Annotated in this window: 10 protein-coding genes; all 10 read right to left on the bottom strand. The window is 68.6% G+C overall.

Translation table 11 applies throughout. The features are described from left to right. Positions 1 to 8: 8 nt before the first annotated feature. On the bottom strand, positions 9 to 989 hold the full coding sequence (locus ING98_18020; GenBank protein MCA3103770.1) for an alpha-ketoacid dehydrogenase subunit beta: 981 nt from the start codon (positions 987 to 989) through the stop codon (positions 9 to 11). Continuing rightward, complete coding sequence (locus ING98_18015; GenBank protein ID MCA3103769.1) at positions 980 to 1,957, bottom strand: thiamine pyrophosphate-dependent dehydrogenase E1 component subunit alpha; 978 nt, start codon at positions 1,955 to 1,957, stop codon at positions 980 to 982. Before ING98_18015 ends, ING98_18020 begins: the two co-directional genes overlap by 10 nt. An 8-nt stretch (positions 1,958 to 1,965) precedes the next feature. Next, entirely contained in the window at positions 1,966 to 2,940 is a 975-nt protein-coding gene (locus tag ING98_18010; GenBank protein ID MCA3103768.1) for a tripartite tricarboxylate transporter substrate binding protein, read from the bottom strand. Between the two features lie 171 nt (positions 2,941 to 3,111). Beyond that, positions 3,112 to 4,053 carry a tripartite tricarboxylate transporter substrate binding protein gene (locus tag ING98_18005; GenBank protein MCA3103767.1) on the bottom strand — a complete coding sequence of 314 codons (942 nt, stop codon included), beginning with the start codon at positions 4,051 to 4,053 and terminating at the stop codon, positions 3,112 to 3,114. Between the two features lie 23 nt (positions 4,054 to 4,076). After that, entirely contained in the window at positions 4,077 to 5,510 is a 1,434-nt protein-coding gene (locus ING98_18000) for an MmgE/PrpD family protein (protein MCA3103766.1), read from the bottom strand. A gap of 28 nt (positions 5,511 to 5,538) precedes the next feature. Then, the gene (locus ING98_17995; protein MCA3103765.1) at positions 5,539 to 6,972 is read right to left on the bottom strand and encodes an MmgE/PrpD family protein; all 1,434 of its coding nucleotides are present in this window, start codon (positions 6,970 to 6,972) and stop codon (positions 5,539 to 5,541) included. Between the two features lie 36 nt (positions 6,973 to 7,008). Then, positions 7,009 to 8,037: a tripartite tricarboxylate transporter substrate binding protein gene (locus ING98_17990; GenBank protein MCA3103764.1), complete on the bottom strand. Its 1,029-nt coding sequence runs from the start codon at positions 8,035 to 8,037 to the stop codon at positions 7,009 to 7,011. Between the two features lie 15 nt (positions 8,038 to 8,052). Next, positions 8,053 to 9,087 (bottom strand): tripartite tricarboxylate transporter substrate binding protein, encoded by a 1,035-nt coding sequence (locus tag ING98_17985; GenBank protein MCA3103763.1) that lies wholly within the window; start codon positions 9,085 to 9,087, stop codon positions 8,053 to 8,055. A gap of 35 nt (positions 9,088 to 9,122) precedes the next feature. Then, on the bottom strand, positions 9,123 to 10,472 hold the full coding sequence (locus ING98_17980) for an amidase (protein MCA3103762.1): 1,350 nt from the start codon (positions 10,470 to 10,472) through the stop codon (positions 9,123 to 9,125). A 10-nt stretch (positions 10,473 to 10,482) separates the two neighbouring features. Beyond that, positions 10,483 to 11,892 (bottom strand): MmgE/PrpD family protein, encoded by a 1,410-nt coding sequence (locus ING98_17975; protein ID MCA3103761.1) that lies wholly within the window; start codon positions 11,890 to 11,892, stop codon positions 10,483 to 10,485. Between the last annotated feature and the right edge of the window lie 108 nt (positions 11,893 to 12,000).

The following is a 12,000-nucleotide window of genomic DNA, read 5'->3' as shown; positions in this document are numbered from 1 at the left end:
TCTTTCCTTCAGGCCTGCGCGCACATCTGGCGCACGCACGAAACGATCCGCGCCGGTGCGACCCGGCAGAGAGCCTCCAGCGGCTGCGCGTAAGGAACCGGCGTGCGCGGCGCGCCGAGCCTGCGCGGGGGGCAGCGCAGGGCAGCGAACAGGTGTTCGGTGACCTCGGCGACGATCTCGGCGCCGAAGCCGCCGACCGTGACTGCCTGGTGGGCCACCAGCAGCCGGCCGGTACGCGCGACCGAGTCGAACACGGTGTCGCGGTCCCAGGGCCACAGCGTGCGCAGGTCGACCACCTCGATCGACAGGCCGTACGCCTGCGCCGCCTCCGCAGCCAGCAGGCAGTCGCCGAGCTGCCCGGACCAGGTGACCAGGGTGAGGTCGCTGCCCGCGCGCCGGATCGCGGCCTTGCCGAGCACGGCTGGCCCGGCGCTTTCGTCGACTTCGCCGGTGGAAGTCCACAGCTCCTTGTGCTCCATGTAGACCACCGGGTCGTCGGAACGGATGGCCGCCTTCAGCAGACCATGGTTGTCCGCCGGCGTGGCTGGGGCCACCACGACCAGGCCCGGGATGTGTATCCACCAGGCCTCGGTCGACTGCGAGTGCTGTGCCGCCATGCCTTCCCGGAAACCGATCGGCTGTCGGATCACGACCGGAACGCGCACTTGCCCACCCAGCATGTAGCGCGCCTTCGCCGCCTGGTTCACGATCTCGTCGGCGGCACACAGGCCGAAGTCCGCATAGCGAAGTTCGACCACGGGGCGCGTGCCGCAGATCGCAGCGCCGATGGCCGAGCCCATGATCGTGGATTCGGAAATCGGCGTGTCGACGATGCGGTGGCGGCCGAACTCGCGCTGCAGGTCGAGGTACTGGCCGGCGACGCCGCCTTCCGGGCCGATGTCCTCGCCCAGCGCCCAGACGCGCGGATCGCGCAGCATCTCCTGCTTCAGCGCGAGCTGCGCCGCCTGTGCATAGGTGATCAGGGCCATGACGGCGCTCCCGTGTCCTGCACGTCGGTGAACAGTTCGCCCGGGCCCGGGCTGGGCGCTGCCTCGGCGATCGCGGCGGCGGCGGCGATGCGCTCGCGGGCGGATCGGGCGTCCTCGTCGAGCGTGGCCTGCGCGACGCCGTTGTCGAGCAGCAGTCGTGCGGTCGAGACCAGCGGGTCGCGCGCCGCGTAGCCCGCTACTTCGGCCGGGTCACGGTACAGACCGCGGTCGAGCGCCAGGTGTCCGCGCCAGCGGCAGGTGGTCGCATGCAGGAAACGGGGTCCCTTGCCGGCGCGCACCTCGCCGACCATCAGCGCGGCCGAGCAGGCGACGGCCAGCAGATCGTTGCCGTCGATGCTGTCGGCCGGTATGCCGAACGCCTCGGCGCGGGCGACGATGCCCGGGCCGGCGGTCACCGACGGCGTGCGCGTATGGTCGGAATAGCCGTTGTCCTCGCAGACGAACAGCACCGGCAGGTCGTAGACCTTCGCCCAGTTCAGGGCTTCCAGCATCGGTCCACGGTTGAGCGCGCCGTCGCCGAAGAAGGCGACCACGATGCGGTCCTCGCCGAGCAGCCGTACCGCCTGCGCCGCACCGACCGCGATGGTCACGCCATCGGCGACCACGCCGTTGGCACCGAGGATGCCGCGCGAGAAGTCGGCCACGTGCATCGACCCGCCCTTGCCGCCGCAGACGCCTCCGGCCTTGCCGTGGATCTCGAGCATCATCGCCACCGGATCGGCGCCCTTGGCAATGCAGTGCCCGTGTCCCCGGTGGTAGCTGCTGATGTAGTCGCGGTCGGTGAGCGCCGCGCACACGCCAGCAGCGATCGCCTCCTGCCCGGTGTACTCGTGCACCGAACCGCGCAGGCGGTTGTCGCGCCGCGCGGTGCCGGCATGCTCGTCGAACGCGCGCATCAGCAGCATGCGCTGGTACATCGCGTGGATGCGCTCCACGGAAAGGCCCATCGGCAGGCTCATTCCGGTTCGATGCCCGCGGCCTTGAGCGCCTTGCCGATGGCCGGCGTCTCCAGGCGGATGAGTTCGGTCACGTGCTCCGGCGTCGAGTGCAGCGGCGTGATGCCGAGCTGGGCGAAGCGCTCCTGCAGCTCGGGATTCTTCATCATCGCGCCGATCTCGGCGTTGAGACGTGCGACAACGGCCGGCGCGGTGCCGCGCGGAGTCATCAGCACCCACCAGACGTCCCGGATGCTGCCCTTGATGCCTGCCTCGGCCAGCGTCGGCACGTCGGGCAGCGCGGGCGAGCGGCGCTCGCTGGTCACCGCCAGGGCACGCAGCTTGCCCGCCTTCACCTGCGGCACCGCTGGCGCCATGTCGGACAGCACCATGTCGATCTGGCCTGCGACCAGGTCGACCACCGCGAGGCCGCCGCCCTTGTAGGGCACGTGCACCAGCTTCGTACCGGTGGCGACCTGGAACACCTCGCCGGCGACATGGGCCGGCGTGCCGCGGCCGCCTGAGCCGAAGTTGAGGCTGCCCGGCTTCGCCCGTGCGATCGCCACCAGTTGCTGCACCGTCTTCACCGGTATGGACGGGTGCACCACCAGCACCTGCCCGGAGGAGGCCACCTGCGAAACTGGCGAGAAGTCGTTCAGCGGATCGAAGCCGAGGCGCTTGTACAGGTGCACGTTGGTCACCAGTTGCGCACTGCTGCTCAGCAGGATGTTGTAGCCATCCGGTGGCAGGCGCGCGGCGAACTCGTTGCCCAGGTTGCCACCGACGCCTGGCCGGTTCTCGACGAGCACCTGCCTGCCGAGTGCATCGGAGAGCCGCTGCGCGATGATCCGCGCAAGCACGTCGGTGGTGCCGCCCGGCGGAAACGGTGCCACCATGCGCAGCGGACGCGACGGCCAGGCATCCTGGGCCGGCGCGGCTGCCGGCAGCAGCAGCAACGCCGCGAGCGACAGCAAGAGGGAGCGTGTGCTTGTCATCGGTTCATCCTCCGGTGCGTCTTCAGGGGCGTTGCCTGCCGTCCTGCGTTCCGGCAGGCTGCATGACCTTGTACCGATGGGGGCCGGGCACGTCAACGCGGGCCGGGCTCACGATGGCGCCGCCGCCGGCAGGGACAGGGTCGATGCGTGGTCCTCGCACGCCGGACCCGGTCAATCCGCCTTGATCCCTGCCTTTGCGACGATCCTGCGGTAGAGCTCGATGTCCTTTGCGATGCGCTCGCCGAACATCTCCGGCGTACCGCCGGCAGGACTCAGCCCGTCGCCTTCCATGCGCTCGATCATCTCCTTCGTCTTCAGCGACCGGTTAAGTTCGCCGTTCAGGCGGTCGACGATCGGTCGCGGCAGCCCGCGCGGCCCGAGCAGACCGTGCCAGAGCACGATCTCGTAGCCGGGCACGCCGGACTCGGCGAGTGTCGGGATGGATGGGTCGCCGGCGATGCGCTGCGCACTGGTGAGCGCGATCGCGCGCAGCTTGCCGGAACGCGCGAGCGGAAGGGTCGCGAACACGTTGCCGAAGGTCAGGCTCACGTGCCCGGCCACGGTGTCGGCGAGCGCCGGACCAGTGCCCTTGTAGGGGATGTGCGTCATACGTACGCCGGCGAGCGACATGAAGTGTTCGGCAGCAAGGTGGCTGATGGTGCCCTGGCCGGTGGTCGAGAAGTTCGCGCCGCCCGGGTTCTTGCGCGCCAGCGCGATCAGGTCGCGGGTGGACTTCACCGGCAGCGTCGGATGGGCGGCGAGCAGGATCGGCCCCTGGGACAGCTGGATGATCGGCTGGATGTCCTTCACCGGATCGAACGACAGCTTGTAGAGGCTGGGGTTCACCGCATAGCTCGCCACGCTGAAGGTGAGCGTGTAGCCGTCCGGCGTCGAACGCATACCGAGTTCGGTGCCGATCGATCCGCCCGCCCCGCCGCGGTTCTCGACCAGCACCGGCTGGCCGAGCGACTCGGTCAGGCGCTGCGCGGACAAACGGCCGATCAGGTCGGTCGCGCCGCCGGGCGGGAACGGGATGATCATCCGGATCGGCTTGGCCGGCCAGGCCTGGGCGAGCACCGCCGAACCCGCTGCGGCCAGGACGGCAGCGGCCACGGCGCGAACGGCAGGCAAGCACCTCATGGCTGCATCAGCTTCGCGATCATCGCTGCATTGGCGAGCTTGTCGACGCGCCTGGCTGCGCGCAGCAGCTTGTCCTGGCGCTCGCGGTCGAGGAGACCGTCCGCGCAGGCGGCGAGCTTGGCCGCCAGGTCGTCCTCGGACAGCGGATTGAGCGGCCCGCCGCGGTAGGCCTCCGGTGCCCAGTGCACGAAGCGGCGTCCGTCCTTCGTCGTGAGTTCGATGCGGGAGCGGATGATCTCCATGCCCTGCGATTCGATCTGCGGATCGACATGGGTGTGGATGCGTCCCTGCATCTCCTGTGCCGCCGGCGATCCGATGAACTCGTTGGTGAACTCCTGTCGGCCGGCACGGTGGCGCAGGATGATCATCGTCAGCAGGCCGGCCATCGAGAACTTCGCCTGCAGGTGGGTCTTCGCGACCGCGAAGCGGATCGGGTTCAGCACGTTGCTGCCGGCATGGATGTCGATGCGCTCGATCATCTCCGGACGGATCGACTCGCCGCGCAGCAGTTCCAGCATGCCGTCCATCGTCTGGTGGGTGAGGATTCCCGACGGGTAGGGCTTGACCGAGACGCCGGGGCTGACGATCGACCACTGCTGCTTCTTCTCGCCGCCGAACCCCTGCGCGAGCTTCTCGGGGAAGCAGCCATCGCCATAGACGCGGAAGAAACCCCATTCGCCATCGAGACCGTTGAGGTCGGCGGTGAAGCCACGCTGCGCGAGCAATGCGGCGGTCACGCCGTTCTCTGCCGCGCGTGCGACCTGCAGCGGCTTGCTCATGGTGCCGAAATTGACGCGGCAGCCGGCGGCCATGCTGGCACAGATCGACAGTGCGATGCGCAGCTTGTCGCCGGTCAGGCCGAGCAGCTTCGCGCTCGCCGCCGCCGCCCCGAACAGGCCGACGACCCCGCTCGAATGGAACGAGCGCTCCTTGTAGACGAAGGGCAGCAGCCATTCGGACAGCTTGCTCTCGACCTCGAAGCCGGCCATGAATGCAGTGAAGAGTTCGGCGCCGCTGACCTTGTGCCCCTGGCTGATCCGCAACTGCGACACCGCCAGCGCTGCGGCGAGCGGCGGTACCGTCGGATGCGTGAGCAGGCCGTACTGGTGGCGCGGGTCGTTCGACACCTGGGTGTCGTCCCAGTCGTGCGCATGGCCTGCGCCACCGAGCACGCGCGCGGCGATCGGGGCTGGCACCTTGGTGCGGCCCCGCCCGAACAGCAGGGCATCCTTGCGGCCGCCCTGTTCCAGTGCGTCGTCGGCCAGCAGCACGTAGGTCTCTTCCGCCAGCCCGGCAATCATCACCGAAAGGCCGTCGAGCACGCAGCGGCGCCCGATGCGGGCGGCTTCGCGCGGGATCATTGCCGGGGTCAGCGCTTCGATGAAGGCGGCCGCTTCAGCGGTGGCAGTGGTCGGGTATCGGGTCGTCATCGGGTATGCTCCGGTTGCGTTCTTTCGTTCATGCGCGCAGCAGCGGACGCAGCGCGCGCACGTCGTCGATCTTTTCGATGTTCCAGACGTGGTCGATCAGGCTGCGGGTGCGGCGGCGGCCGAGGATCGGTTGCAGCAGGTCCAGGCATTTCGCCTCGACTTCCGTGCGCGACATCGGGTTCTGCCAGGTGCCCTTGACCACTTCGGTGTGGTGTTGCAGCGTGCGGCCGCCAGCCAGGTGCAGCGTGACGATGGCCTGGCGCCCGCCGGCAGCGGTCAGTTCTGGCGACGGTTTCAGTTCGATGCGCCTGCGCACGGCCATTACCTGCCGGTCCTTCATGCGCGCGGTATCGTGCGAGGATGCAAAGGTGACGGTGCCGTCGAGCAGCACGAGCGCCACCAGGTGCTGCAGGCAGATGTCGGGCATGTCGCGGTCGTTCACGACCGCCGCTTCGTGGTCCTGTATCTCCACCACTACGCGCGCGACGTCTGCGGCCTTCAGGCCGTGTTCCTTCACCAGCGTCTCGGTCGAATCGAGCGCGGCCTGGATCGGCGAACCGACCGACCACTTCTTGATGTTCGAATTCATGATCTCGAAGGTCGAGCCGAGTTCATGCACCAGCAGGTCGGGCTGCACATGCGGCGAGGAGAACGCGACGAAGAAGTTGCGCTCGCCGGCGAACACATCCGGCACGCCGGTGAAGCCGTGAGCGGCCATCGATGCGGCGGCCAGGCCCCGGCTGGACGGCATGCCGCCGAAGTCGAAGGCCTTCTCGATGTGGTCCGGGTCGCGCATCCAGGTGGAGATGCCGGAGGCCTGCTGTGCCGCGTACGACAACGCATGGCGCACCTGCGTCGCGTCCAGCCCGGCCATCGCACTGGCGGCAGCGGCTGCGCCGAAGTGGGCGCCGAAGCTGTGGGTCGAATGTCCGGCGAGATGGAACCGGATGGCGCCGAGCGCGAAGTTCGCGCGCGCGCCGATGTCGTAGCCGAGCGCGATCGCGCGCAGCAGCTGGCGACCGCCACGTCCTTCACGTTCGGCCATCGCCAGCGCTGCCGGCACGACGGAGCAGCCGGGATGATGGAACGACGGCTGGTGGGAGTCGTCGGTCTCGTCCGCATGCGCGAGCATGCCGCCGGCCAGTGCCGCATTGAAGGCGGTAGTGACCAGCGCAGTGCCGGGTACACAGGCTTCGCGTGTACCGCCGAGCGAGCGCACGTAGGACACCGCGATTTCGCCAGGCGCCAGGCGCGAGCCACTGATCATCGCCGCCAGCGTATCGAGCAGGTGGTGCTTCGTCTTTTCGGCGACGACCGGCGGCAGTGCCGTGCGCCGGGCGGCGGCAATGTAGCCGGACAGGCGTGCCGTCAGCGGCGAGATCGCTGGGCTGACGGCACGGGCAGCGGGCGAACGCGGCGCCTTGGCGGGAACAGGCGCGGCGGAGGTCTTGCGGCTGGGCATCGGGTTGCGGTTCCTGAGTCGGATGGGGTCGGTGATCTACTGCGCGGTGGCGCCGGAGGCCTTGACGACCTCGCCCATCCGTTCGACTTCGCGCCGTATGAAGGCTGCGAAGCGTTCCGGCGTGTCACCCAGCGGCGCGGCGCCCAGTCCGAGCAGGCGTTCTTTCATGTCGGCCGAGGTCAGTACTTCGGCGATTGCGCCGTTGAGCCGATCGACGATCGGGCGAGGCGTGCCGCGCGGGGCGAGCAGGCCGGTCCACAGGCTCATCTCGTATCCTGGAAGCGACTCGGCGATCGTCGGCACCTCGGGCAGCACCTGCGAACGCTTCGTCGAGGTGACCGCCACCGGGCGCAGGCGGCCCGCCCGGATGTGTGGCAGGGCGGTCGGCATCGGTTCGAAGTCGAGGGCGATCGAGCCATTGAGGAGGTCTGCCAGCACCTGGCCCGCAGCCTTGTAGGGCACATGCAGCAGTTCGACCCTGGCGAGCGTGCCGAACAGCGCGCCGGCAATATGCTGCGAGGAGCCGATGCCGACCGACCCGTAGCGAATCTGACCTGGCTGCGCGCGGGCGAGCGCGACCACTTCCTTCACCGTCTTCGCGGGGGTCGCCGGGTTGACCAGCAGCACGCTCTCGACCGTGGCCAGGCTGGTGATCGGCGCGAAATCGCGTACCGGGTCATAGGCCAGCTTGGTGAACAGGTGCGGGCTGACCGCGATGGTCGTCGACGAACTGAACAACAGGGTATAGCCGTCGGCGACCGCCTGGGCGACGATGGCAGTACCGGTGGTGCCGCCCGCACCGGGGCGGTTGTCGATCACGAAGGTCGCCTTCAGGCGTTCGGACAACGCCTGCGCGAACAGTCGCGACAGCGTGTCGTTCAGCCCGCCGGCCGCGAACGGCACGACGCTGCGCACCGGCCGCGAGGGATAGTCCTGCGGTTGCGCCTGCACGGTGGCGTGGGCGCAGGCTGCAATGACGCCGAGGGCGCACGCGGCGGCTATCCGGCAACTGCTCGCGGATGGGCCGCGACCGATGAACGAGCTTGCGGGACTGTTGCGTGCCATCGTGTGCCTTCCGGGCTATTCGGCCTTGATGTTCGCTTCTTTCACCACCTTTGCCCAGCGCGCAATCTCGGCTGCGATCGACTTGCGGAACTCGTCCGGCGAACTGGCGATGATCTCCATGCCCTGGGCGGTGAAACGCTCCACCGTATCCGGTTGCCTGAGCACCGAGGTGACTCCCCTGGCCAGCTTGTCCACGATCGGCCGTGGCGTCCCGCGCGGCAGGAACAGGCCCTGCCAGTCGCGCACCTCGAAATCGGGCAGCCCCGCCTCGATCATCGTCGGCACGTCGGGTAACTGCCCCGAACGAGCGCGCGAGGACACGGCCAGTGGCCGCAGGCGGCCGTCCTTGATGAACGGCAGTGCCGAGGTCATCGACGCGAAGCTCATCGTCACGTTGCCCGAGACCAGGTCGGCCATCGCCGGGCCGCCGCCCTTGTACGGGATATGCGTCATCTTCGTCCCGGTCTGCAGCGCGAAGAACTCGCCGGTCAGGTGCGGAGCGCCGCCTATACCGGACGACGCGAAGGTCGGCTCGCCGGGTTTCTGCCGCGCGAGCGCGATCAGGTCCTTGACCGACTTCAGCGGCGACTTCGCGTTGACGACGAGCACGTTGCCGACTGCGGCGGTCATCGTCACCGGTTCGAAATCCTTCAGCGGGTCGTAGCTGAGCTTGAACAGGCTGACGTTGACCGAATGCGAGCCGATCGTGCCGAACAGCACCGTGTAGCCGTCGGGTGTCGCCTTGGCCGCCATCTCGGAGCCGATGATGCCGGTCGCGCCCGGGCGGTTGTCGATCAGCACCTGCTGTCCCCATAGTTCGGTCACCTTCAGCCCGATGATGCGGGCGGCGGCGTCGGTGCTGCCGCCCGGTGCGAACGGCACGATCAGGCGGATCGGCCGATCGGGCCATCCCGCTGCCGGGTCCTTCGGCTGCGCTCCGGAGGCTACGGGCAGGCAGAGCAATGCCGCGAACGCGAGTGGGGGCACCGGAAGGCGGACGCATCGAGGCGCGGCGCGCCGCACGGTATCGAGTATCTGGGGCAGGGACATCGGTAACTCCTTCCGGGACGCTGCGAAATGGGGTTTCAGGCGAGTGCCTGCATGCACCAGCTGGCGCTGGCGGCCAGCGCGCCGTCCTGGCCGTCCACGCCCATCCACTGGACCCCGAGCGGCATCGCATCGACGGCCAGCAGAGGCAGGCTGAACGTCGGAAAACCGAGGCATGACCAGTACGCGAGGAAGGTGCGGCTGCCGGTGAACTCGAACCCGCGCGGCGCGATGCCGGAACAGGGCAACGTGACGAAGCCGTCGGTACCCGCGGCGACCGCGCGTACCTCCGCCTGCATGCGCAGGCGCGTCGCGAGCATCTCGTCGTAGCGGGCGGGCGAGATTTCCTGGGCCCGCTGCATGAAGCCGCGAATGCGCTCGCCGATCAGCGTGCCGTGCGCCTGCACGTAGGCCTCGAACGGCCAGCGCATCTCGTAGGCGAGCAGGTCCAGCCCTTCGTCCACCCAGGCGTCGAGCTGCTGCTCGAGTCGGGCGATCCGACGATCGTCGTCCCGGCTGATCAGTTCCACGCTCTGGTCGGTGAGCGCGGCGGTGAACGAACCGAACGCCGCTGCCGTCGCGGCATCGATCTCCGGCCAGCCTTTCGTGTGCAGGTGGACCATGCGCCGGGGGCGTACGGGCTGTGGCGCAAGCTCGCCCGCTGCCGGCAGCGACCGATGGCCGGGGCTGCCCAGCCCGGTGGACACCTGCGAGGCCGCGCACCATACGTCGTCGAGCGTCGCGCCGATCACGCCGAGATGGTCGAGCGTCTGCGACAGCGGATGCACGCCGCCCAGCGGCAGCATGCCGAGCGTGGGCTTGTATCCGACCGCGCCGTTGTACGACGCCGGCCGGATCGTCGAGCCCTGCGTCTGGGTGCCGAACGCGAGCGGCACCATGCCGGCACCGACTGCCGCAGCCGAGCCGCTGGACGATCCGCCCGGAGTACGCTCCGGATCGAATGCGTTCGTGGTCGGGCCCGAATAGCCCACCGCGAACTCGGTGGTGACCGTCTTGCCCACGATGACCGCGCCACCCTTGCGCATCGCATGCACAGGAGCTGCATCGCAAGGCGATTGCCAGCCCTTGAATGCGGGGCTGTTCATCTGCGTCGGCAGGTCGCGCGTGGCGATGATGTCCTTGACGCCGATCGGGCAGCCGTCCACCGGCGACAACGGCCGTCCCGCTCGATAGCGCGCGGTCGATTCGTCGGCCGCCCTGCGGGCAGCCTCGAGGTCCAGCACTACCCAGGCTTTGACCGCCGACTCACGGGCCTCGATCGTGTCGATGCATCGCTCGAGGAAATCCCGGGGCGTATCGCTGCCGTCGCGGAAATGCGACCGCGCCGCAGTGAACGAAATGGACTGCGGATTGCGCCAGCGCTGCATTGCCGCGCGCCTACCTGACCAGCAGGGCGGTGAGTTCGCGCACGTCGTCCAGTTGCTCGAGGTTGCGTACCATTTCCACGATCTGCCTGGCCTTCGCTGTCGGCCATTTCGCGAAATCGCAGCAGCCGTGGAACTTGTCGGCCACTTCCTCGTAGGTCATCGGGTTGGCCGGGCTGCCCTTGCCGAAGTCGGCCGAGCCCTTGATCACGCGCCCGTCCTTCATCTGGATCTCGATGATGGTGGTCATCTTGTCGTAGCCGGCGGCTTCAGCCTCGGGATGCACGCCGAAGTCGACTTTCTCGATCATCGCCTGTACGTCCGCGCGCAGCACCACGTCGTCGGTGAACTCGGGGAGATTCGCACGGCCGTCGAGCAGCAGGATCGCCATGCAGAACTCCATGCTGAACTTGGCCTGGAGTTCGTTGCGCGGACGATGGTGGATCAGTGCGTTCGGCATGTTGTGGTTGGTGCCGACCTTCACGCGCTCCACCTGGTCGGCGCGAATATCGTTCGCCCTGATCAGTTCCAGCATCTTCGTCATGCCGGGGTGGGTGAGGGAGCCGGACGGATGCGGCTTGATCGACACGCCCGGGTTCGCGAACGTCCATGGCTTGCCGAGGATGCCGCGGATCGAGCCGTCGTCCCAGCCGCCGCCTGCGGCCTTGAAGAAACCGCGGCCGGCCTCGAGGATGTTCGGCGCGGCGGTCCAGCCCATCTTCGCCATGTCGGTGGCGAACACGCCCGACTCGGCCGCCTTGCCGGCGTGGAACGGCTTGGTCATCGTGCCGAAGTTCTCGCGCAGCCCGGCGGACTGGCTACCAGCGATCGACAGCGCGCGCAGCACGGCCTCCTTCGGCAGGCCATAGAGCTTCGAGGCGGCGGTGGCGGAGGCGAACGTGCCGCAGGTCGCCGTGGCGTGGAAGCCTTCCTGGTAATGGCGCGGGTTGATCGCCTCGGCGATCTTGCACTCGACCTCGACGCCGAGATGGTACGCGAGCATCAGGTCGCGGCCGTTCCGGCCATCGCGCTCACTGATCGCCAGCGCGGAGGGCAGGCAGGGTGCGGTCGGATGGGTCAGCAGGCCGTAGACCCGGTCCTTGGCTACCGCGAGCTGGGTGTCGTCGTAGTCGTCGGCATGGATGCCGACGCCGTTGGCGAACGCCGCGAACCGGGGGGGCAGCTTGAGCGACATGCCGATCGCCGAGCATGGGCCACCGGAGAATCCCTGCGCCGCCAGGTAGTCGCGCACGATCTCCCCAGAATGGGCAACCGAACCCGACAGCGCCAGACCCAGTCCGTCGAGGATCGACTTCTTGCCGACGGCCAGCACGTCCGCCGGGATGTCTTCATAACGCGTACCGACGATGAAATCGGCGACGTAGCCGGTCAGCGAATCGGTGGGGGCGGGGCTGGCTGCCATTCGGCTCTCCTGAAGGTGCGGCGAAGAAAATGGAAGATGCCGAGTGTACCAAAGCGCCACCAGCCGCCCCCCGGCCCGAAGCGCCCCCGGTCGGCTTCAGGCCGGTCC

It is taken from the genome of Rhodocyclaceae bacterium (assembly GCA_020248265.1).
GTDB lineage: Bacteria > Pseudomonadota > Gammaproteobacteria > Burkholderiales > CAIKXV01 > CAIKXV01.
This window is presented reverse-complemented; position numbering and strand designations above follow the sequence as displayed.